The organism is Streptomyces sp. NPDC006691 (genome assembly GCF_042869955.1).
GTDB lineage: Bacteria > Actinomycetota > Actinomycetes > Streptomycetales > Streptomycetaceae > Streptomyces.
On the sequence record NZ_JBIAGW010000031.1, the window covers coordinates 29963 to 51182 of the forward strand.

The following is a 21220-nucleotide window of genomic DNA, read 5'->3' on the forward strand; positions in this document are numbered from 1 at the left end:
GGGCAGGGGCCCGTTCCGCCGGAGCGGGGGCCGGTTCCCGCGGGAGGGCGGCCCGTTCCGCCGGGGCAGCGGGTGGTGAAGGGGTGGCCGGTTTCGCACTACGGGCCGGTGCCCCGATTCCGTGCCGAGCGCTGGAACCTCCAGGTCTTCGGGTCCACCGCCACGGGGGAGAAGTACACCTGGAGCTTCGACGAGGTCATGGCCCTGCGCGCGGCCACGGTCACCACGGACCTGCACTGCGCTTCGGGCACCACGACGCTGGGCCACGAGTTCTACGGCGTACCCGCGTCCGTCCTGCTGGAGCTCGCGCCGCCCGACCCGCGGGTCACCCACGTCATGGCCTGGGCGGAGTACGGATACAACGCCAATCTGCGGCTCGCCGACTTCGCTTCGGAGCGGACCCTGATGGCCACCCACCACAACGGCGAGCCCCTCACCGTGGAGCACGGCTTTCCGCTGCGTCTCGTCGTACCCCATCTGTACGGCTACAAGGGGCCGAAGTGGCTGCGGGCCATCGAGTACATGACCCGGGACCGGCGTGGGTTCTGGGAGGAGCGGGGCTATCACAATCTGGCCGACCCCTGGACGGAGCAGCGCCACTCGTACCAGGAGGACGAGTAGCGCCGCCCGCAACGGTCGGCCGGTGGTGATCAGGTGCCGGCCGAGGCCCCTTCGGACATCGCCCGCCGCCGCTGGTCCATGGCGAGCCAGACGCGGTCCCGGGTGACCGGCAGCTCGGTGAACCGGATGCCGGTGGCGTCGCGCAGCGCGTTGGCGAAGGCGGGGCCCACCGGGTTGAACGGGCTCTCGCTCATCGACTTGGCGCCGAGCGGCCCGATGGCGTCGGTGGTCTCCATGAAGTGGACCTCGGTGCGCGGCACGTCCGCGTACTGCGGCAGCCGGTAGCGGCGGAACGCGGCGGTGGTGACCTCGCCCCGGTCGTCGACGCGCACGTTCTCGAAGAGGGTGGCGCCGAGCGCCTGGGCGACACCGCCCTCGACCTGGCCCCGGCACTGCATCGGGTTCATGACCTTGCCGGCGTCGGCGGCGTGCACACTGCGCAGGATGCGGATCTCGCCGGAGCCGGGGTCCACGGCGAGCCGGAACCACTGGGCGTTGAAGGCGACCGAGCGGGGTGAGCCGCCCCAGTGGCCGTCGGCGGCGATCTCCTCCTCGGCGCCCGCCGCGACGGCCGCCTCGTGCAGCTCCTTGAGCGTCACCACACGGCCCGCGCAGTCGACGGCCTCCGCGCCGAGCACGCACAGGTGGCGGGCCACCCCGGTGTGCCGCGCCGCGAAGGTCCGCAGCCGTTCGGCCAGCGAACCGGCGGCCAGGAGTACGGCCTTGCCGGCCACGACCGTGCCGGCCGAGCCGAAGGCGCCGGTGTCGTGGCGGACGACGTCCGTGTCGGACTGCCGGACGGTGAGCCGGTCCTCGGTGGTGTTGAGGGCGCCCGCGGTGATCTGCTTGTGGACGGTGGTGGTGCCGTTGCCGAACTCGGCCGTGCCGACCGCGATGTCGTACGTTCCGTCGGAGAGCAGCGAGACCCGGGCGTCGGCGTAGTGCCCGCCGGGCGGACCGGTCGCGATCATCGCCATCGCCGTGCCCTGCCCGACCAGCCAGCCCTCGGGCGCCTTCGCCGAACTCTCGTCCTCTGCCAGCGTGTTGCGCACGACGTCCAGGCACTGGTCGAGGCCGTACGAGGCGATGTGCAGGTCCTCCTCCTCGCCGATCGGGCTGTGCATCGGCTCGCCCGGACCGATGATGTTCTTCTCCCGGAAGACCAGCGGATCGATGCCGAGCCGGCGGGCCAGCTCGTCCATCACCGACTCGACGGCGAAGGTGACCTGGCCGAGGCCGTAGCCCCGGAAGGCGCCCGCCGGCACCACGTTGGTGTAGACCGAGAACGCGTCCACCTTCTTGTGCGGGGCGCGGTAGACGGCGAACGACTCACCCACGCTGTGGAACATCACCGCGGGGCCGTGGTTGCCGTACGCCCCGGTGTTGGAGACCACACGCATCTGGATCGCGGTCAGGAGGCCGTCGGCGCGGGCGCCGACCTTGATGCCGATGGTGAAGGGGTGGCGGGTGGTGGCCCCGTAGAACTGCTCGGCGCGGGTGTACTCCAGTTTCACCGGGCGGCGCAGCTTGAGCGCGGCCAGCGTCACGATGTCCTCGGTCAGCATCTCCTGCTTGCCGCCGAAGCCGCCGCCCACCCGTCCCGCCACGACCCGGACCTCGTCCTCGGGCAGGCCGTACAGGGCACACAGGGCGCGGCGCGTCAGGAACGGGGTCTGGGTGGAGGAGCGGACGGTGAGACGCTCGCCGGTGCCGTCCTCCTTCGGCTCGAAGTAGGCGACGCAGCCGTGGGTCTCCAGACTGGCGTGCTGGACGCGCTGGGTGCGGAAGGTCTCCTCGTAGATCACGTCGGCCTCGGCGAAGCCGTCCGCGACACAGCCGATCTCGCCGTGCACCTCGCCCGCCACGTTGTTCTCCACGCGGGCGATCCGCACCTCGGGCCCCTTGCCCTTGTGGATCACCGGGGCGCCCGGGGCCATCGCCTTCTCCGGGTCGACGACGTACGGGAGTTGCTCGTAGACCACCTCCACCCGACGGCAGCCCACCTCGGCGGCCTGTTCGCTGTCGGCGACGACGGCGGCCACGCGCTGGCCCACGTAGCGGACGGTGTCGTCGAGGACGCGGGTGTCGTCGGGGTCCTCGGTGGGGTGCTCGTGGCGGGCCGAGGAGTAGAGGGTCGCGGGCGCGTCGTGGTGGGTGAGGACGGCGTGTACGCCGGGTACGCGCAGCGCCTCGGTGGTGTCGATGGAGACGATGCGGGCGTGCGGGTGCGGGGAGCGCAGCAGCTTCAGGTGCAGCAGGCCCGGCACCTCGACGTCGAAGGTGTAGCGCGCGGTGCCGGTCACCACCTGGGGGCCCGCCGGTGCGCCGAGACTCTTGCCAACTGCCTTGCCGGCGCAGGGGCGTTCGGTGTGCCGCACACCGCGCACCGCGTCCTCGACGGCGCGGTAGCCGGTGCAGCGGCAGATGTTCCCCTTGAACGCGCGGGGCAGGTCCGCGAGTTTGCCGTCGTCGTGCTCGGTGCCCCGCTCGGCTTCGAGGGCGGCCGTCGTCATCAGGAATCCGGCGGTGCAGAAGCCGCACTGGAATCCCTGCGCGTCGAGGAACTTCTGTTGTACGGGGTGGAGTTCGCCTTCCGGCGAGGCGAGCCCCTCGACCGTGGTGACGCTGCGGCCCTCGGCCCGTACCGCCGGGTACAGACAGCTGTGGACCGGTTCGCCGTCCACGTGGACGGTGCAGGCCCCGCAGTCGCCCTGGTCGCAGCCCTTCTTCACGCCGAACCAGCCGCGTTCGCGCAGATAGGTGCGCAGACACTGGCCGGCGCGAGGCTCGGCCTCGAAGCGCTGGTTGTTGACCTCGATGTCGAAGCTCATCGCACACCGTCCCTGGAGAGCTGAGTCAGTTCGCTGCGCACTTCCTCGGCGAGGCGCAGCCCCATGTGGTGCCGCCACTCGGGCAGTCCGTGGATGTCGTCGTACCAGTCCTCCTCGCGGACGGTCGCCTCGATCACCCGCCGCAGCTCGGCCCGGTCCGGGGGCAGCGGGAACCAGAGCCGGAACGGCCGTACGGTCGCCGCGCTGATCGTGACCGCCATCGACCCGTCGACCGGGTCGAGCGTGCCGATGACCAGGGCGCCCGAGCGGCCGAGCCCGTACAGGGACGCCTGCCGGTAGGCGGTACGGCAGTTGAGGGCGCGGGCGGGCAGGGTGACCGAGCGGAACAGCTCGCCCTCCTGGAGGACCTTGCGGCCCGCGCCGGTGATGAAGTCGACGACCTTCACGCTGCGCGTCGCGCCGGTCTGGGACTGGAGCAGACACGAGCCGTCGAGTCCCGCGGTCAGCGAGATCATGGGCCCGGCCGGCAGCCCGTTGCACAGATTCCCGCCGACGGTCGCCATGTTCCAGATCTTGAACGAGGCGAGGAAGGCCCGGCAGCACTGCGAGAACAGGGGAGCGGCCTCGGCGGAGAACGTCCGCCCGAACCGGTACAGCTGCGCGATGGTGCAGGTTGCCGCGATCTCCAGGGATCCGTCCGGATCGAGGATCAGCGGCTCCCAGCCCATCCGGCTCAGATCCACCAGGCGCCGCAGATGTGGCTGCGGCTCGGAGAAGAGGTAGGTGCCCCCGCCCAGCCATGCGTCCCCCGGCTGCCAGGGCTCGCGAAGCCGTGCGTCCCGCACGTCCGCCACCGTGTTCAGATCCATGTCTCCCCAACGCCCTTCGGCCGTGCCATCCAGGCCAGTGAAGCCCGGGGGAAGGCTGAAAACGACTGGTTCAGCACACGGAAAACGGCCCTGTGGGGGGCGGTGCCCTGGAGGAATCACCAGGGTCCACCAGGGGGGAGTGCCGCGCGGCCGAAAGGCGGCGGCCGTTCGGCCGCCGTGCCCCAGGGGCGCGGCGGCCCTGTCCTGGCCCGGGTTCAGCGAGAGCGGCCGCCGCCGTGGTGAGCCTCCGCCGCGGTCTTCAGGTCACGCAGCCAGCCTTCGAGGCCGTCGCCGAGGATCTTGGTCGCGGCGGGCACATGGGCATCGACCTGCGGGCCGGTGTGCGTCTCTTCGGTACGGACGAGAACGCCGTCCTTGACCTTGCTGAAGTTCCAGACGTGGACACCGTCGATGTGCAGACCCTCGCCCACCGCGGGGCCGGTCCAGCGGATGCACGCGTTGTGCTTGATCTGTCGGACGGTCGAGGTAATCGTCAGGCTGGTGGCGGGAGTTGAGGGGTTGGGCGGGACGGGGGTCGTCCACCGGAAGGCCGCGCCCGGGCGCAGGGGGCCGTGGTAGAGCCGCTCCGTCGTGGCGACGGGGGACTGCCAGGAGGGCCAGCGCCCCACCTCGGTCTGGAGCTTCCAGATGGTGCTGAGCGGGGCGTGGATCACGGTCTGGGTCCGGTAGCGGACGGCGGCGTCGGGGTCGACGCCCTCGCCGCGGCAGGTCAGGGAGCCGGCGGGCCGGGAGGCTGCCCCGGCGGGCGCCGCGGTGGCGCCGAGCGCGGCGAGAGCGAGCGGGACGGCGACGAAGGCGGTGCGGACATGGCGGGTGCTGGGCATGGCGTGATCCTCTGAGTGAAATGGCTTGCCGTTCGTTATAAGTTCTAACAGCACGCGAAAGGGTCGTCAACAACCTTGGTGAGAGCGTCTAACTGGCGGGGGCGGAGTGGGCGAAGCGGGTGGAGGGGGCGGAGGGGGCTTCGGCCGAAAGTCGGGATGGCCGACGTTCGGCCGACGTTCCGGTGTGCGGGGCGCGGGGGGAGTCCGTCCGGGGGGGTCCGTCCGGGGAGTCCGTACCGTGGGCGGCCTCTAGGCGGCGACGGCCCGGTTTGCTAGCTTCGGGCCATGGTTCCGCAGGCTGAGAACTTCGCGTCGCGTCGCTATGTCGACCTGCGGCGCCAGGGCACGGCCACCTGTCGCCCGGACTGAGGCGGCCGGGAGCAGCGAGCCCGGATCCGCCGAGTACGCGACGGCGCGGTGTCGGACCAGCTCCCCGAGGAAGTACCCCATGTCCCGTTCAGCGGCCCCCCTTCCCCTGCTCGACCCATCCACCATCCCGGCGGCGCGCCGGGCCGCGGACGGTGCCCGGCGCCGTACCAGCGCCAGCGCGGTGCTGCGTTCCGTTCTTGAGCACGGCCCCGTCGCCCGCAGCACCATCGCCCGCCTGACCGGCCTCTCCCCGGCGTCGGTGACCGACCACTGCGCACGCCTGGACGCGCTCGGCCTGATCCGGGAGACCGCGGCACCCCGGCGTCCGAAAGGGGCGGGTCGGCCCCATGTGCCGGTCGATCTGGACGCCGACCGGTTCGTGGTCGGCGGGGTGCACGTGGCGGTGCCGTACACCAGCGTCGCCCTGCTCGACCTGCGCGGGCGCGTGGTCGCGGAGCGGCGTCTGAGCCATGGCGAGGGCACCGAGCCCGACCGCGTCCTCGGCAACGCCGCCGACGCGCTCGGCGCGCTGCTGTCCGACGCCGAAGACCGTGTCCCGCTGGGTGTCGGGGTGGCGGCCGGCGGCTGGGTGGACCGGGATTCCGGGACCGTCGTGGAGCACGCCCTCCTCGGCTGGCGGGACGTACCCGTACGCGACACGATCGGTGAGCGCACCGGTCTTCCGGTCCAAGTCGACGGCCACGCGCGGGCGTTGGTGAACGCGGAGCGGCTGTTCGGGCGGGCCCGCGGGAGCCGGAGCATGCTGCACCTGTTCGTCGGCAACGTGGTGGACGCCGCCTTCGCCACCCACGACGAGGTGCACCACGGCCCTCGTTCGCAGGCGGGCGCCATCGCCCACCTTCCGCTCGCGGGTGGTACGGAACCGTGCGAGTGCGGCCGAACCGGTTGTCTCCAGGCCGAGTTGAGCGAACGCACCCTGTGCCGACGGGCCCGCGAACACCAGGTCATCCGCACGGCGAATCCGGTGCACGTGGTGCGGGCGGCGGCCGACGGGGATCCGGCCGCGGTGCGCCTCCTCGTGGAGCGGGCCAGGATGGTCGGACAGGCGGCCAGGCTGCTGCTGGACGTCCTCAACCCGGAGACCGTCGTCGTCACCGAGATCGGCGTCATGTACCGGCAGGACTGCCGCACCGCGCTGCGCGATGCGGTGGGGCGCCGGGACGCGCTGGTCGTGCCGAGCAGCTTCCCGGATTCCGTCCTCGCCGTGGCCGGGGGTTCGGTGGCGCTCGACGTCCTGTACCGGGATCCGCTGGGCGTACCGGAGGCGTCGAGGGGGAGGGTCGCGAAGCCCGCCAGGAGAACCATGGAGCCGAATTAATTCAGAAACTCCGAATGTTGACAGGGATTGTGGGCGGAAGCGAGGATTCTCGGCATGAGCAGCGCGCAGGAATTCTCCCCGGTGGCTATCCGGTCGCGGCAGGTCCGCGACCGGAGCGCCGGTGCCGCGCCGACGCCCTGCCGACCGGTTCTGCTGACCAGGTGCCGGGTCATCGACCTGATGCGGATCGGCCGCACCCTGTGTTGCTGATGTGCCGCCGCGCGCGCAGCCGCACTCGAAGCCTCTGTCGCTGACGTCCCGAAGTCCCTGTCGCTGACCTATCGGTGAATTGACGCGTCGCGGAAGGCGATTGAGCGCGCTGACGACGTCCACGGTCACCCGCGCGCCGGCGTCCGGCAGTGTCCTGACCCGCCGTCGGCATTCGGGCGCCCTGGCCTCTTGGCCCGCTGACGGCGTGCGCCGCATTTCACTTCCGCGACACGTCCGGATTTCGCCGACGTGTTTTCCATTCCGCATTTTCCGGCCCTGCCCTGCCCGCGCGCAATTGCGCGCGCCTTTCTCTTCCTCCTGTCATCACGCTGCCATCACGGAGTCCTGCCATGCCACCAGTGCCCCCAGCCGTGCCCGGTGTCGACCGGCGGCTGTTCCTGTCCTCCCTGCTGGGCGTCGCCGCCGCTGCCGGTCTCAGCGGCTGTGCGGGCGCCCAGGCCGACACCGTGACCAAGAAGGCCGCGTCGGCCCCGTTGTCCACCGCCGTCCCGGCCGGCACCCGTCTGAAGATCGCCTCGTACCAGGGCGTCCAGCAACTCCAGTTCAAACTGGCCGGGTTGGACGACCTGCCGTTCACCGTGTCGGACTGGGTGAACACCGGAGCCGGCCCCGATGTCATCAACGCCTTCCGCGCCAAGTCCCTCGACGTCGCCAACAACGCGGGGATCCCCCCGATCCAGGCGCACTTCCAGGGCTACGACGCGAAGATCGTCGCGATCGACATCACCCGCAAGCCGACCTACGTCTTCGCCACCAAGCCCGGCAGCGACATCAAGGACGTCCAGGGTTTCAAGGGCAGGAAGCTGGCCTTCTCACAGGGGCAGGCGCAGGGCGTCGTCCTGCTACGGGCCCTGAAACAGGCCGGGTTGACCCATGACGACGTGAAGCTCGTACCGCTGACCAGCAACCAGTTCTTCACCGCGCTCCAGGCCGGCCAGGTCGACATCGCCCCGCTCGCCAACAGCCAGGCCCCCGCCTACCTGAAGCAGTACGGGCCCAAGGGCGCGCACACGATCACGACCGGCGTGGTCGACCTGCTCAACCTGCTGTGGGCGCCGGCCGCCGTGCTCGCCGACCCCGCGAAGGCCGCCGCGGTCGCCGCGTACGTACCGCGCTGGGCCAAGGGCCAGGTGTGGGCGTACGAACACCCCGACGTCTGGAACCAGGAGTTCTACGTCAAGACCCAGAACCTCACTCCCGGCCAGGCCCGGTCGATCACCGCGCTCGCCAACAAGCCGCTGTTTCCGCCCAGTTGGGAGGAGTCGATCCGGTGGGAGCAGGACACCGCGGACCTCCTCGCCGAGGGCGGCTTCGTGAAGAAGTTCCAGGTCGACTCGCTTTTCGACCGCCGCTTCGAGGGGCTCGCGGCCAAGGCCGTCCCGGCCGAGTACCAGAGGTGACGGCCGTGACCACCACCGCGACCACCCCCTTGGTGTCCCCGCCGGCCGCATCGGCGGCCCCCGTCCGCAGGCCGAGGCGCCGCGCGCTCGCGCCCGGGAAACGGCTGCCCGCCGCGCGGCTGATCGGCCCCGGGCTCGTCCTCGCCGTGTGGGCCGCCGCGTCCGCCGCCGGACAGCTGGACCCCGCCGCGATCCCGGCGCCCTGGACGGTGCTGCGCACCGCCGGGCAGCTGTGGAGCGACGGCACCCTGTCCACCGATGTGCTCACCTCGCTGGAACGCGCCGCTTACGGCTTCGCCCTCGGGCTCACCGCCGGAGTGGTCCTCGCCCTCGCGGCCGGGCTCAGCCGGGTCGGCGAGGCGCTCATCGACGGGACGGTCCAGCTCAACCGGGCGATCCCCACCCTCGGCCTGATCCCGCTGTTCATCCTCTGGCTCGGCATCGGCGAGACCTTCAAGATCGCGATCATCGCCATCGTCGTCTACATCCCGATCTACCTCAACCTGCACGCCGCGCTGTCCGGCATCGACCACCGCTATGTCGAACTGGCCGAGGTCCAGGGCCTGTCCAGGCTCCGCTTCATCCGGCAGATCGTCGTCCCCGGCGCCCTTCCCGGCTTCTTCGTGGGGCTCCGGCTCGGGGTGACCGGGTCCTGGCTCTCGCTGGTCGTCCTGGAGCAGATCAACGCCACCAGCGGCCTCGGCTACCTGATGTTCCAGGCCCAGAACTACGGCCGCACCGACATCATCCTCGTCGGACTGCTGATCTACGGCGTCTTCGGCCTCGTCTCCGACAGCGCGGTCCGTCTCGTCGAACGGAGGGTGCTGTCATGGCGACGCACACTGAGCAACTGACCACCGTCCAGGCCCCGGCGGTCCGGCTCACCGGGCTCACCCGGTCCTTCGACGGACGCACGGTGCTCGACGGCATCGACCTCGACATCCCGGCCGGACAGTTCACGGCCCTGCTCGGCCACAGCGGCTCCGGCAAGAGCACCCTGCTGCGCGCCATCGCCGGACTGGACCATCAGGTCACCGGCACCGGTGAACTGGCCGCCCCGGAACGGGTGTCGGTGGTCTTCCAGGACTCCCGGCTGCTGCCCTGGCGCCGCGTCCTCGACAACGTCCTGCTGGGCACGGACGGCAAGGAAGCAGCCGAGCGGGGCCGAGAAGCCCTCGCCGAGGTGGGCCTCGCGGGCCGCGAGCGGGCCTGGCCCAACGAGCTCTCCGGCGGTGAGGCACAACGCGCCGCACTGGCCCGCTCGCTGGTGCGCCGCCCCGAACTGCTGCTGGCCGACGAGCCGTTCGGCGCCCTGGACGCGCTCACCCGCATCCGGATGCACGTGCTGCTCCGCGAGCTGTGGCAGCGCCACCGGCCCTCCGTGCTGCTCGTCACGCACGACGTGGACGAAGCCATCGTCCTCGCCGACCGGGTCCTGGTCCTCGACCGGGGCCGCATCGGTGTGGACCTCACCATCGACCGCCCGCACCCGCGCTCGTACCGCGATCCGCTCCTCGGTGACTACCGCGAACGCCTGCTCGCCGCACTCGGCGTGACCGCACACGAGGAACGACGCCACGAGCGCCCCGGTCCAGAGCGTGCCCACCCAGAGCGCCCTCGTCCAGAGCGCCCCGGTCCAGAGCGCGCCCATACAGAGCGCACCTATCCAGCCCATGCAGAGCGCACCTATCCAGATCGAGCCCAGCACCAGGAGGACCCCCAGTGACCCGGCGCCAACTCCACCTCAACGCCTTCCTGATGAGCACCGGGCACCACGAGGCGTCCTGGCGGCTGCCCGAGAGCGACCCGCACGCGAGCGTCGACCTGAACCACTACCGCGAGCTCGCCCGCACCGCCGAGCGCGGCACCTTCGACTCACTCTTCCTCGCCGACGGGCCGGTCCTGTTCAGTCATGTCGGCCAGCGCCCCGCGGGCGTCCTCGAACCGCTGACCCTGCTCACCGCCCTGGCCGTGGCGACCGAGCACATCGGCCTCATCGCCACCGCCTCCACCTCGTACAACTCGCCCTACAACCTTGCCCGCAGGTTCGCCTCGCTCGACCACATCAGCGGCGGCCGGGCCGGCTGGAACATCGTGACCACCGCGGGCGCCGAGGCCGCCCGCAACTTCGGGCTGGACGACGAACCCGCCCACGCCACCCGGTACGAACGCGCCGCCGAGTTCCTGGACGTGGCGCTCAAGCTCTGGGACAGCTGGGAGGACGACGTCGTCGTCGCGGACAAGGCGGCCGGCGTCTGGGGCGACGACGGCAAGATCCACCCACCGCGCCACCGGGGGACGTACTTCAGCGTCGAGGGTGCGCTCAACGTCCCGCGCAGTCCGCAGGGTTATCCGCTGCTCGTGCAGGCGGGCTCCTCGCAGGACGGCAAGCAGTACGCGGCCCGGTACGCGGAGGCCGTCTTCACCGCCCAGCAGACGCTCGGGGACGCGCAGGCCTTCTACGCCGACCTCAAGAGCCGGGCCCGGGAGGCCGGCCGGGACCCCGAGCACCTCAAGATCCTGCCCGGGATCGTGCCGGTCATCGGTTCCACCGAGGCCGAGGCGCGCGACCACGAGCAGGTCCTGGAGGACCACATCGTGCACGAGCACGGCCTCCACCGCCTCGAACGGCTGCTGCACCTGGAGCCCGGCGTCCTTGAGCTGGACTCCCAACTCCCGGCCGGACTGCCGCCGGAGAGCGCCATCGAGGGCGCGAAGAGCCGCTACACCCTGGTCGTGGAACTCGCCCGTCGCGAGCATCTGACCGTCCGTCAGCTCATCGGCCGCCTCGGCGGCGGGCGCGGCCATCTCACCTTCGCCGGCACGCCCGAGCAAGTGGCCGACGCGATCGAGAGCTGGTTCAGCCTGGGCGCCGCCGACGGCTTCAACATCATGCCCGCCGTGCTGCCGTCCGGCCTCGAACTCTTCGTCGACCACGTCGTGCCGATCCTGCGCGCGCGTGGCCTGTTCCGCACCGAGTACGGCCCGCGGGGCACCCTGCGCGACCGCTACGGCCTGCCCCGCCCCGCCAACCAGCACACCGTCCCGGCCCTCAGCCGGGTCTGACCCACGACCGAAGGGACCCCCTCAACATGTCCGGTATCGAGATCCGCAAGGTCACCGCACACATCGGCGCCCAGGTGTCCGGCGTCGACATCGCCGAGCCGCTCGACGGGGAGAGCGTGGCCGCCCTGCGCGCCGCCCTCAACGAGCACAAGGCGCTGGTCTTCGACGACGTCGACCTGGACGACGAGGGCCAGCAGGCCTTCGCCCGCCACTTCGGTGACCTCACCACCGCCCACCCCACGGTGGCCGCCGTCGCCGACGCGCCCAACGTGCTCCCCGTGGACAGCGAGCGCGGACGCGCCAACCACTGGCACACCGACGTCACCTTCGTGCTCAACCCGCCGCAGGCCAGCACCCTGCGCAGCATCACCGTCCCGCCGTACGGGGGCGAGACCCTGATCGCCAACTCGGCCGCCGCGTACCGCAGTCTGCCCCAGCCGCTGCGTCAGTTCGCCGACACGCTGTGGGCCGAGCACACCAACGACTACGACTATGTGGTCCCGGACGAGGACATCGACGACAAGAAGGCCGAACAGCGCGCCCAGTTCACCTCGATCAACTTCCGCACCGCCCACCCGGTGGTCCGCGTCCACCCCCTGACCGGTGAACGCGGCCTGTTCATCGGCGGGTTCGCGCAGCGGATCGTGGGCCTCTCGGTCGCCGAGTCCCGCAAGATCCTCGATCTGCTCCAGGCGTACGTAGTGCGGCCCGAGAACATCCTGCGCTGGCGCTGGTCCCCCAACCAGCTCGTCCTCTTCGACAACCGGATCACCCAGCACTACGCCATCGACAACTACGACGGGCTGCCGCGCCGCCTGAACCGTGTGACGGTCGCCGGTGATGTGCCGGTCGGCATCGAGGGCAAGGAGAGCTACTCGATCGCGGGGGACGCCTCGCACTACACGTCCGTCGCGTCGGTATAGGGCTCACCGAGGGCTCGGGGCGGGCGGTGCCAGGGTGACGTTCGGCGCCCCCGCCCCCGGGTCAGCCCGTGACCGGGCGGTCAGCGGTCCGTTCTCGGGCGGGACGCGAGGCGTGCGGATGCCGTAGATACCCGGCCCGACCTCGCAGGCCCATACGGTCGTTCGTACCTCTTGCATGCGACTTGTACGCGACTGTGCCGGCATGTCCAGGAGCACGACCTGACGGCCTTGAGGGGGGAGCGAGCTCGTCGACCCGGAGCATCGAACTGCTCGGACCGTTGCGTATCCAGATCACTGTGGCCCCAAGAGGAAGCGGCCCCTTGTCGCGTCCACCCCAGGGATGTTCCCTGCGGCTGTGGGCGGTGGTGTGCGGCGCGTTCAGGCCGACGTGAGCCGGTGGCTCGGTCGCCCGGGGCGCGCGCGAGGCGGAGCCAGTGGTTCCAGGTCACAGGGGAGCTCCAGAACGCGCCGGTACCTCCTGCCCGGAGCACTCACGGTTTCCGATGCTCCTGTGCGCCCGTCCCGTAGCGCGTGATGGGTCTGCCGAGCGGACAGATCGCCTCACACAAGACGCGGGACCGGCCCGGCGCTGGGAGCGTCGTGAGCACCGTCAGGTGGGGTGTCGTGAGCATCGTGATCCCGAACAGCTTCTGTTGTCCCTTCCCTCTGGCCATAAATCCCTATACCGGTAGGGTCGCGAGACAGTTGTGGAAGTGGGTCGAAGAGGCGAACCTGGCCCCCACCGCTTCCGCGCGTGAGCGCGCACGCCGCTCCTCCATCGACCTGGCCTGCTCGTTCACCTGGCCCGACGTCGACCAGGACACCCTCCTTGAGGGTATGAAGTGGATGTTCCTCTTCTTCCGCTTCGACGATCAGCTCGAAGAAGGAGCCGTGCAGGGCGATCCCGAGGCGGTGCGTTGCGGTGTGGACGAACTGGTCGCCATCTTGCGCGGCCGTGGACAGCCGGGCACCAGCTCCCTGTCCATGGCGTTGGCGCGGGTCTGGGAGCACACTCGGAGGGGACGCCCACGGGACTGGCTGTACCAGTTCTCCCGCCACTACTGCGAGTTGCTGCTCTCGTACACCGACCAGTCACGTTACGAATACGTAGCGGGCCGGCGGGAGCAACTGGGCATGACCGACTGGGAGGACTGGCGCGAACTCAGCTTTGGCATGGACTGGTGCTACGACTTCATGGAGCCCTCGCTCGGCACGTTCCTCCCACCGGGGATCCGGCGCCTTCCCTCGATGCTGCGCCTGCGTCGTGCGGCGTCATTGCACATGGGCATGCTCAATGACGTCTTCTCCGTCCCTCGCGAGCGGTACCAGGCGAGAGGGTTCAACAGCATCGCGATCATCGAACGCGACCAGGGGTGCACCACTCAGCAAGCGGTGGAGGCCGTATCCCTCATCCTTGCCGAACGCGTCGTCCAATTCCGCGCCGCACGGCGGGACTTGATGCGCGACCTGGCCGACAGCCCGGCCGACAGTACGGTTCGCGCTGCTACCGAGGCGTTCGTGGAGAATGTTGCCAGAATGGTCCGCGGGAACCACGACTGGCACTACCTCGTGATGCGCTACGAAACCGATGACGTCGCCGGCCCGGGCGGCGCATACCGTTACCCGGACGATCTCGGCCGTCCAAGCGGACTTTCCTAGAGCGGTCGCGGTCGACCGGGCCTCTCTGCCCGCCCCCGGAGCGGGAGTTCAGCGGTTCGCCGTGTATCGGTGCGGCGGTGACGACCACGTAGGGCGCACGCGTGTATCCCGTGCCCTGGAACTCGCTGCTCAGTCGTACGCGCGGCCTTCGCCGACGGAGGGGGGAGCTGATGCGGTGTGGGCCTGCCGCGCGACCCGAGGAAATCCCTCCTTCGGGCGCGACCGCTCGCACAGCGAGGGATGCTGGGACCTGCAACGACGCCGGATGTCTCAAGCTCTGTCCCTCTGCTGCGGGCTGGCCGCACGCACCACTCCGGCGGTCACCTTGATGTTCACCACGGCGCTCCGTGACGCGGAGTGGGCCAGGCGGAGACCGTGTTTGCCGAAAAACGTTGTGCGGGGCGGTCGTTGGAAGTGCTACCGCAGGATGATCAACGGGATTCTGTTCCGGTTGCGGACCGGTATCCCGTGGCGGAGAGTTGAAGATCAACCGAGCGGATGCCGCGAGCTTCGACGAGCGGGCCGACGTCTTCTGCGGCACTGACCGTTGCGGCCATACGCCTGTGGCTTCGTGCCCGACCCGTCAGACCTACCCTAACCGCCGCCCCCGGCAAGGGGGTTGTGCCGCCCCGCCACGCCGCCGACCGCACGCGGGGTAATGTCCACGCACTGTTTCCCGTCGCTGCCGCCCTGCCCCGCCTTGCTCTGCACTGCCCGGACCCGGCGCACGGATACTGTCCAGTGTCGGCCGCCGCGTCCTCGGGCCCGGCCGACCGCGGGAATGCGCTGACAGTGCTCTGCCCCTCGTTCACGGGTCCGTTCACGCTGGCACGCAATCATTCAAGGTGCCACGGCCGTCGAAGGTGCTCCGTTTCAGAATGTGCAAGTTGGCCGAATATCCTGGCGGCTTATGGCGGTCAGCCGCGCCGGCAGATCAGGAAAGGCCGGTCTGGTGGCGCTTGGCGCCCAGGTGACGGCAGCGGAATCACGAATCAAACACCCCATCTGTGCGACGGGGGTGCCGGAGCATAGCTCCGCAAATGAAATTCTGATGACCTCGCGGAGGTCAAGGCTGAGTAACAGACCGGGCAGGGTCATGGGTTTCGCCTCGGACCGGCTGATTCCGTCATCGTCACTGCGGCGCCACCGACGCTACGTTCGTCTCGATCGACCGCTCTCCACTGCATAACGGACAGAATTCTGGCCTGGGACAACACGCCGCCCGGCCGAGGAAAGGGCATGATGAGCCACTTAAGATCTTCCGGCCGCTGGACCAGAGGGCTGGTAGCCCTCACCGTGACCGCTGCGTCGACGCTCGCCGCCATAACTGCCGCGACCGGTCCCGCCACCGCCGCAGGGCATCCGAAACCCGCCACGGCCGCCAGCCAGCCGAAGGCGGGCGAGGCCTGCACGTCCGCCGACCTCGGCACACGCCATCCGGTCATCAAGTCCACCGAAGTGTCCCCGACGATCACCCACTTCAAGGGCTGGTACGTCACTCAGGGCTCCACCGGTACCCAGACGATCTCCACCAACGTCCAGGAGACCCTTTCGGTCACCGTGGGCGCCAACGGCAACATTCAGGGCAGCTTCCCCGTCGAGGTTCTCGGCACGGTCGGCGCGAGCCTGGGCTTGAACGTCCAGGTCAACTACACCACCACCAGCAGCACCAACAAGTCCATCACCTGGGACTTCCGCCAGCCCGGCTACTACGGACTCTACGAGGGAACCAAGAAGGTCACAGGCACCTACGGCAGCCTCAACTGCAACCGCACCCAACAGGGAGACGGCAGCTGGGCGTTGAAGTGGACCGAGGGCCCCGACACCGGCAGCTACACCACCTTCACCACCCTCGAAGAAGGCGCGGTGCGCTGCGAGGACACGGTCCCCGCCAACAGCATCATGCGCAAGGCGCAAGGCCTCCTCGACTGCGGCTCACCCGTCGCCACCGCGAAACACCCGGCGGGGCCGGCCCCCTCGGCCAAGGCCGAGGCCGCCAAGGCCGGGCAGGAAACGGCCGCCGGGGCCGAGAAGAGCGTGAAGGCCACCGGGAACCCGGCCTCCCAAACGCGGGCAGCCCTGAACTGCCAATCCGCCGTCTACCGGATCGACGTCCCCGGCAAGCCCCTGAACTGGAGCGCACCGCTCCTCACCAACGACGGCATCCGCCTGCGCGAATCCAACTTCTTCAGCGCCCACCTGGACAACTGGCGCCTGTGCAACGTCACGGAGAACAACGGTGTCATCGAAGCCTCCCTGTGGAACTGGGGCAACGGCGGATGCGCGACCATCCCGGCGACCATCGCCAACCAGGAGCAGGCCTACCTGACAACGGCCGCCTGCGGGGAGGACGACCTCCAGCGGTTCTACATCTACCGCGACGTACCCGGCAGCTCGAAGATCGGTCTGCAGAACAAGTACACCGGCTCCATGATGGGCCATGACCGGTACGCGGACGGTGAGTTGATCCGCCAGTATTCCAGCGGCAGGCAGGACGGCACGGGTTCGTACGCCCTGACCGGAGTCTGACGGCCCCCACCAAGTGAGCGCGGCCCCGCACGTGAACCCCGGCCCCCCGGTTCCGTGCGGGGCCCCTCGGCGTCTCCACCCCGAGCCCAGCCTCGGGGGCCGGCGCCCGCGGCCGAACCTCCCCTGCCGCATGCGCAGCACAACGCGGACGGCGAGGTCACCAAGGTCACCGACGCGCTGGAGCACGCAGACGGGATGCCCGTCCACAGCGGTGCAGCTCACGTTCATCATCAGCGTGCAGCGAAGCGGCAGCGAAATGATTCCGCTCCCCGGGCTGGAGCCGATACTCACCCCGCTGGCCACGCGGCGGGAGAGGGACGGCCGCCCGGTGCCGGGCCGGGTGGACGAGGAACGGACGGCCCTCGCCCGCCGCTACGCCCGGCCCCGCTGACCGCGCGGTTCGCCCAAGGCTGAGCCTCGGCCCCGGCACCCGCCACCCGGGAGGCAAGGGGCATCCAGACCGGTTGGTCTTCCAGGGCATCTTGTCGTCCTGAGGTGTGCACTCATCTGCTGGCGACGTCTGCGCTCCAACGACGGGCGCGACGGCCCCGGCCATCCAGCTCCGCTACGACGTCGGTAACGACTTCTACGTCCAGTTCTACGTCCAGATCGGCGACCAGCCCCTGGCCGAGGCGGCCGAGGTAGCGGAAGAGACGTGCGCCATCGACTGGAGCAATCGTCAAGAGTTGTGGATTGGAGGCGGTGCTGATGCGTTCTTGCGTTCCAGCAGCGTGAGCATGACGCCCGGCGCGATCTGGCGCTCGCCGACAGCTGTGAATCCGCGCCGATGATAGACCGCGATGGCCGGCAGGTTTGCGGCTCCGGTGGACACGACGGTCAGTTCCGCGGGCTCGATCGAGTCCAGAGCGTCGAGAAGGGCCGTTGCAATGCCGCGGCGATGCGCGACGGGATGAACCACGAGGCGGCAGATGTCCAGAGCACCGTTCGGCAGGCGGGTCCAGGCGACTGCTCCGACAAGTCCCGACTCGTCGCGAACCCCGAGGAAGGACTCGTCACATGTGCGCAACTCCTCCAGGGACTCGTGCAGGGGAGGGATGCCGTCGAAGTTGATGAGCCGGGCTTCGACCGCGTAGGAGGCCCGCTGAAGGTCCCACAGGTGACGCAGAGTGTCCGGATCGGACAGGTCGAGCGGGACGGGCTCAGCAAAGGGACGGTGGGATTCGGTGGCGGCGTGCCGTTGGCCGGTCATGCTGTGATCCTCTCAGAACGCTCGACCAGGACGCCGTTCTCGAACAGGGCGCCCGCACGGACCAGGGACATCAGGTGGGCTCCGGTGGTCGCGCGCCAGCGTTCCTGGGCGGACTCGACGAGCTGGAACATCATCGCGAGGGCTTAGCAGGATGTGCAGCGCTCCGCAATCGCCCCTCCCGAAATCGCCCCTCCCGAGAGCGTGACGGTATTGCTGGATCAGCCGCGTGGCCCGCCTGAGAAGGGGGAGACGGCCGCACGTGGGGATGGTCTGTCGCGGGACCGATGACTTTCTCGGCGCACGCGGGTCATCACCACGTCGGCTGCCGCAGAGCATCACGCGTCGGCTGGACGGAAGCGGCTTACCGGTGCCTGTGACTGAACCTGACTGAGTGAGGACGCGACATGTCGGACCGAGAACCGGATGTCTTCCTGGGACCCTTCTCGTCCCCGAGGGCGCGCGTAACGCCGTGGGCGTCGGCCTTGGCGGTGTTGACCGGGGCCGAGGTGTTCTGGCTGTCCACGGTGCGACCTGACGGGCGACCCCATGTGACACCACTGTTGGCGGCTTGGAGTCTGGGTGGAATGTGCTTCACCACGGGCGGTCAGGAGCGTAAGGCACGAAATCTTGAGGACAATCCCCGTTGTGTGCTGACGACCGGTACGAATGCTCTGACCGGTGTGGACGTCGTCATCGAGGGCGTCGCACACACCGTGGACGGCCGCCCCGAGCGTGAGCGGGCCACCGCTGATTTCGAGCGGAAGTACGGCCCACATCTGACCGACCCAGAGGGCACCTGGTACGGATTGGGCGAAGCGGTCATCACTGGTGCTGTCAGGCTCTATCGAGTCGAGCCGAGGGTCGGATTCGCCTTCCGCAAACTGCCGACGTCCAGTCAGACGCGCTACACCTGGGCGAATCGGTGACGATCATGTTCTCACTGCAGCAAGAGATCCAGAGCGCCGTGGACGAACTTGTCGGCAGCGGAGCCGAAACCGGCTTGCAGGTCGCCGTCTACCACGAGGGCGGACTTGTCGCCGACGCCGTCGCCGGTCTCGCCGACACCCGAAGCAGGCGCGGGGTGTCTTCGCAGACCCCGTTCTTCAGCTTCTCCGCGGCCAAGGTCGTGACGTCACTGATCGCTCACCTGCTCGTGAAAACCGGGGCGGTCGGATACAACACACCCCTGGTTGATCTGTGGCCGGAGTTCGGTGCCCACGGTAAGGAGACCGCGACTCTCCGGCACCTGCTCACACACTCCGTCGGTGTACCGGCCATGCCCCGATGCATCGGCCCCGACGATCTCACCGACTGGCCACGGGTCTGTGCCGCGATCGCCGACGCCGAGCCGCAGTGGTACCCCGGGACCAAGACCGGATACCACGCGTACACCTTCGGCTTCCTGGTCGGCGAACTCGCACGCCGGGCCACCGGCAAACCGATGCGGCAGCTCCTGCGCGAGTGGGTCACCGTGCCCCTGGGGATCGAGGGTGAGCTGTATTTCGGGGTGCCCCGAGCCGACCTGAGCCGTCTCGCCCGGCTGGAGGACGCCACACCCCCGCCGGCCACCCCGCCAGGGGACGCTGTGCTCGCGCCCTGGGAGATGCGACCGAGCGCGGCCATGGGCAACAGCCCCCAGATCCTGCGGGCAGACATTCCGTCGGTCGGTACCTTCACCGCGCGGGCAGCCGCCGCCATGAACGCGGCCGTTCTCGACGGCCGCCTCATCGGCTCACAGCAGCTGGACGAGCTGGCAGCGGTGGCTTTCGAAGGCACCGACCAGGTCTTCGGCAACCATGCGAGACTGGCCATGGGCTATCCCCTTGGGCGCATCGGTGAGCAGCGACAGGAAGCCTCCACCACGTTCGGCTGGGTCGGTGGAGGCGGCAGTTACGTCTACGCCGACCCGGCCACCAACGTCTCCTTCGCCCTGACCAAGACCCGGCTCACCCCTCACTTCAACACCGCACAACGGCTCGCGGACATCACTGCGGCCCAGATCAACGCGCGCGCTTGAATTCCGCGCCACCGATGGTTCGCACGGGGTGCGAAGCTCGACAGAGGGCCATCTCGCCTACGGAGCAGACCACTTGGGGCAGACCACCTGGGCCTGTTGACGCCAGCGGCGCATAGGTCTTCGAGCACGACGATGCGGCGCCGAGTGCTGAGCCAGGTCTGCGAGCAACTCAACGAGGTGGCACGGACCGTGGCCCAGGCTCACCGCTGTCCAGGACAGGAACTGACCCAGCTCCTGCCTATCGTGGCTGTCCGTCGCCAATACCAGTGAAAGGAGACTGTGATGATTGAGCAGGCCGCCGTAGCGCCGGAGGGCTACACCACCGTTGCGCCTTGGGTCGTTACGGACGATACGGGGGCCTTCCTCGACTTCGTAGCCCAGGTGTTCGGGGGCGAGGAGCTCGGGCGGGTGCAGACCGAGGACGGCTTGATCGGGCACGGTGAGATCCGGGTCGGTGACACGGTCGTGTTGGCCTTCGACCGGCACGCGGACTGGCCGTCCATGCCGAGCCTGCTGCGCGTGTTCGTCGCCGACGCGGACGAGGCGTTCTCGCGAGCCGTGGAGGCCGGCGGCCATGTTGTCACCGCTTTGGCCAACGACGCCTTCGGGCAGCGTGGAGGACGCGTCAAGGACCCCTTCGGCAACATCTGGTGGGTAGTCAGCCGCATCGAGGAGGTCTCTGAGGGCGACATGTGGAAGCGGCTTCAGGATCCCGTGTACGCCGAGGTCATGCGTGCCGCTCAGGAGACACTCGACGCCGAACTCAGCGGTCGACCGCGCGGGCGGAACAGTGCACCCGTCAGAACCACCCGATGACTGAGGTGCCGGCGCCGGCATGCCGCTGACGGGTAGCCAAGGAGCACGGTCGTCCTGGCGAATCCGGCGAGGAATGTTGGACGCGTGGATGGCGTTGGTCATCAGGTACGCGCGCACGGCATCGGTATACACGTGAACTGCCCCGTCGGGTACGGGCGAACGTGCCCCGTCGGGTACGGACGAATGTGCCCCGTCGGGTACGGGCGAACGTGCCCGGAACCGGACACTCAGGGGCCCACCGGGGAGGCAGCCCGCTTTGGCACGCCAGTGGTCGGCGTCGTGAGGATCGGCCAGTCTGCTGGTCAGACGTTCAGCACCGGCATCGAATGCCTCGGGCAAGGAGGTCTCGTCGCCGATCACTGGCCTGACGGCGTCGATGTCATGGATGACGGTGGTGCTGTGCGGCGGGGGGGGGGGGGCCCCCCCCCCCCCCCCCCCCCCCCCCGCCGCCCCCCCCCCCCCCCCCCCCCCCCCCCGCGGGGGCGGGCGCCCCCCCGCCCCCCCCCGCGCGCGGCCCGCCCCCCCCCCCCCCCC

The 21220-nt window shown here is 69.7% G+C and carries 20 protein-coding genes; 15 read left to right on the forward strand and 5 right to left on the reverse strand.

The window, feature by feature from the left end:
* The first annotated feature begins 72 nt into the window (after positions 1 to 72).
* Positions 73 to 621: a molybdopterin-dependent oxidoreductase gene (locus ACFYNP_RS36035; RefSeq protein ID WP_388791463.1), complete on the forward strand. Its 549-nt coding sequence runs from the start codon at positions 73 to 75 to the stop codon at positions 619 to 621.
* A 29-nt stretch (positions 622 to 650) separates the two neighbouring features.
* On the opposite strand, the gene ACFYNP_RS36040 is transcribed toward ACFYNP_RS36035, so the two are convergent.
* The 3 genes from ACFYNP_RS36040 to ACFYNP_RS36050 form a co-directional block, all read right to left on the reverse strand.
* Positions 651 to 3452, reverse strand: a complete 2802-nt coding sequence (locus tag ACFYNP_RS36040; protein WP_388791465.1) for a molybdopterin-dependent oxidoreductase — start codon at positions 3450 to 3452, stop codon at positions 651 to 653.
* Positions 3449 to 4282, reverse strand: coding sequence for an FAD binding domain-containing protein (locus ACFYNP_RS36045; protein ID WP_388791467.1), 834 nt, complete (start codon positions 4280 to 4282; stop codon positions 3449 to 3451). The genes ACFYNP_RS36040 and ACFYNP_RS36045 overlap by 4 nt, the downstream gene beginning before the upstream one ends.
* A 215-nt stretch (positions 4283 to 4497) precedes the next feature.
* The gene (locus ACFYNP_RS36050) at positions 4498 to 5127 is read right to left on the reverse strand and encodes an SRPBCC family protein (RefSeq protein ID WP_388791469.1); all 630 of its coding nucleotides are present in this window, start codon (positions 5125 to 5127) and stop codon (positions 4498 to 4500) included.
* Positions 5128 to 5575: 448 nt separating this feature from the next.
* On the opposite strand from ACFYNP_RS36050, the gene ACFYNP_RS36055 reads away from it, so the two are divergent.
* From ACFYNP_RS36055 to ACFYNP_RS36105, 11 genes are all read left to right on the forward strand, one after another.
* Positions 5576 to 6835 (forward strand): ROK family protein, encoded by a 1260-nt coding sequence (locus tag ACFYNP_RS36055; RefSeq protein ID WP_388791471.1) that lies wholly within the window; start codon positions 5576 to 5578, stop codon positions 6833 to 6835.
* Between the two features lie 54 nt (positions 6836 to 6889).
* On the forward strand, positions 6890 to 7045 hold the full coding sequence (locus ACFYNP_RS36060; protein ID WP_388791473.1) for a hypothetical protein: 156 nt from the start codon (positions 6890 to 6892) through the stop codon (positions 7043 to 7045).
* A 350-nt stretch (positions 7046 to 7395) separates the two neighbouring features.
* Complete coding sequence (locus ACFYNP_RS36065) at positions 7396 to 8466, forward strand: ABC transporter substrate-binding protein (protein ID WP_388791475.1); 1071 nt, start codon at positions 7396 to 7398, stop codon at positions 8464 to 8466.
* On the forward strand, positions 8463 to 9320 hold the full coding sequence (locus ACFYNP_RS36070) for an ABC transporter permease (protein ID WP_388791477.1): 858 nt from the start codon (positions 8463 to 8465) through the stop codon (positions 9318 to 9320). The genes ACFYNP_RS36065 and ACFYNP_RS36070 overlap by 4 nt, the downstream gene beginning before the upstream one ends.
* Entirely contained in the window at positions 9296 to 10192 is an 897-nt protein-coding gene (locus tag ACFYNP_RS36075) for an ABC transporter ATP-binding protein (RefSeq protein WP_388791479.1), read from the forward strand. The genes ACFYNP_RS36070 and ACFYNP_RS36075 overlap by 25 nt, the downstream gene beginning before the upstream one ends.
* Positions 10189 to 11532, forward strand: coding sequence for an LLM class flavin-dependent oxidoreductase (locus ACFYNP_RS36080; protein ID WP_388791481.1), 1344 nt, complete (start codon positions 10189 to 10191; stop codon positions 11530 to 11532). The genes ACFYNP_RS36075 and ACFYNP_RS36080 overlap by 4 nt, the downstream gene beginning before the upstream one ends.
* 26 nt (positions 11533 to 11558) lie before the next feature.
* Positions 11559 to 12455, forward strand: a complete 897-nt coding sequence (locus ACFYNP_RS36085) for a TauD/TfdA dioxygenase family protein (protein ID WP_388791483.1) — start codon at positions 11559 to 11561, stop codon at positions 12453 to 12455.
* A gap of 624 nt (positions 12456 to 13079) precedes the next feature.
* Positions 13080 to 14114 carry a hypothetical protein gene (locus ACFYNP_RS36090; RefSeq protein WP_388791485.1) on the forward strand — a complete coding sequence of 345 codons (1035 nt, stop codon included), beginning with the start codon at positions 13080 to 13082 and terminating at the stop codon, positions 14112 to 14114.
* 328 nt (positions 14115 to 14442) lie between these two features.
* Positions 14443 to 14658 (forward strand): transposase, encoded by a 216-nt coding sequence (locus tag ACFYNP_RS36095; protein ID WP_388791503.1) that lies wholly within the window; start codon positions 14443 to 14445, stop codon positions 14656 to 14658.
* Between the two features lie 698 nt (positions 14659 to 15356).
* A complete protein-coding gene (locus ACFYNP_RS36100; protein WP_388791487.1) occupies positions 15357 to 16643 on the forward strand; it encodes a hypothetical protein in 1287 nt (428 codons plus the stop codon).
* A 211-nt stretch (positions 16644 to 16854) separates the two neighbouring features.
* Positions 16855 to 17034: a hypothetical protein gene (locus ACFYNP_RS36105; protein ID WP_388791489.1), complete on the forward strand. Its 180-nt coding sequence runs from the start codon at positions 16855 to 16857 to the stop codon at positions 17032 to 17034.
* A gap of 288 nt (positions 17035 to 17322) precedes the next feature.
* Here the strand turns inward: ACFYNP_RS36105 and ACFYNP_RS36110 are convergent, their stop codons facing one another.
* Positions 17323 to 17853 (reverse strand): GNAT family N-acetyltransferase, encoded by a 531-nt coding sequence (locus ACFYNP_RS36110; protein ID WP_388791491.1) that lies wholly within the window; start codon positions 17851 to 17853, stop codon positions 17323 to 17325.
* Positions 17850 to 17987 carry a hypothetical protein gene (locus tag ACFYNP_RS36115; RefSeq protein WP_388791493.1) on the reverse strand — a complete coding sequence of 46 codons (138 nt, stop codon included), beginning with the start codon at positions 17985 to 17987 and terminating at the stop codon, positions 17850 to 17852. The genes ACFYNP_RS36110 and ACFYNP_RS36115 overlap by 4 nt, the downstream gene beginning before the upstream one ends.
* A gap of 270 nt (positions 17988 to 18257) precedes the next feature.
* On the opposite strand from ACFYNP_RS36115, the gene ACFYNP_RS36120 reads away from it, so the two are divergent.
* The 3 genes from ACFYNP_RS36120 (at position 18258) to ACFYNP_RS36130 (ending at position 20686) form a co-directional block, all read left to right on the forward strand.
* Positions 18258 to 18779 (forward strand): pyridoxamine 5'-phosphate oxidase family protein, encoded by a 522-nt coding sequence (locus ACFYNP_RS36120; RefSeq protein ID WP_388791495.1) that lies wholly within the window; start codon positions 18258 to 18260, stop codon positions 18777 to 18779.
* A 5-nt stretch (positions 18780 to 18784) separates the two neighbouring features.
* Entirely contained in the window at positions 18785 to 19870 is a 1086-nt protein-coding gene (locus ACFYNP_RS36125; RefSeq protein WP_388791497.1) for a serine hydrolase domain-containing protein, read from the forward strand.
* A gap of 282 nt (positions 19871 to 20152) precedes the next feature.
* Positions 20153 to 20686 (forward strand): VOC family protein, encoded by a 534-nt coding sequence (locus ACFYNP_RS36130; protein ID WP_388791499.1) that lies wholly within the window; start codon positions 20153 to 20155, stop codon positions 20684 to 20686.
* Positions 20687 to 21220: the final 534 nt, after the last annotated feature.

Coding starts and splice junctions, on each gene's coding strand:
- ACFYNP_RS36040 (WP_388791465.1), bottom strand. CDS start 3,452: ATGAGCTTCGACATCGAGGTCAACAACCAGCGCTTCGAGGCCGAGCCT.
- ACFYNP_RS36045 (WP_388791467.1), bottom strand. CDS start 4,282: ATGGATCTGAACACGGTGGCGGACGTGCGGGACGCACGGCTTCGCGAG.
- ACFYNP_RS36050 (WP_388791469.1), bottom strand. CDS start 5,127: ATGCCCAGCACCCGCCATGTCCGCACCGCCTTCGTCGCCGTCCCGCTC.
- ACFYNP_RS36055 (WP_388791471.1), top strand. CDS start 5,576: ATGTCCCGTTCAGCGGCCCCCCTTCCCCTGCTCGACCCATCCACCATC.
- ACFYNP_RS36060 (WP_388791473.1), top strand. CDS start 6,890: ATGAGCAGCGCGCAGGAATTCTCCCCGGTGGCTATCCGGTCGCGGCAG.
- ACFYNP_RS36065 (WP_388791475.1), top strand. CDS start 7,396: ATGCCACCAGTGCCCCCAGCCGTGCCCGGTGTCGACCGGCGGCTGTTC.
- ACFYNP_RS36075 (WP_388791479.1), top strand. CDS start 9,296: ATGGCGACGCACACTGAGCAACTGACCACCGTCCAGGCCCCGGCGGTC.
- ACFYNP_RS36085 (WP_388791483.1), top strand. CDS start 11,559: ATGTCCGGTATCGAGATCCGCAAGGTCACCGCACACATCGGCGCCCAG.
- ACFYNP_RS36095 (WP_388791503.1), top strand. CDS start 14,443: ATGTTCACCACGGCGCTCCGTGACGCGGAGTGGGCCAGGCGGAGACCG.
- ACFYNP_RS36100 (WP_388791487.1), top strand. CDS start 15,357: ATGAGCCACTTAAGATCTTCCGGCCGCTGGACCAGAGGGCTGGTAGCC.
- ACFYNP_RS36110 (WP_388791491.1), bottom strand. CDS start 17,853: ATGACCGGCCAACGGCACGCCGCCACCGAATCCCACCGTCCCTTTGCT.
- ACFYNP_RS36115 (WP_388791493.1), bottom strand. CDS start 17,987: ATGATGTTCCAGCTCGTCGAGTCCGCCCAGGAACGCTGGCGCGCGACC.
- ACFYNP_RS36120 (WP_388791495.1), top strand. CDS start 18,258: ATGTCGGACCGAGAACCGGATGTCTTCCTGGGACCCTTCTCGTCCCCG.
- ACFYNP_RS36125 (WP_388791497.1), top strand. CDS start 18,785: ATGTTCTCACTGCAGCAAGAGATCCAGAGCGCCGTGGACGAACTTGTC.
- ACFYNP_RS36130 (WP_388791499.1), top strand. CDS start 20,153: ATGATTGAGCAGGCCGCCGTAGCGCCGGAGGGCTACACCACCGTTGCG.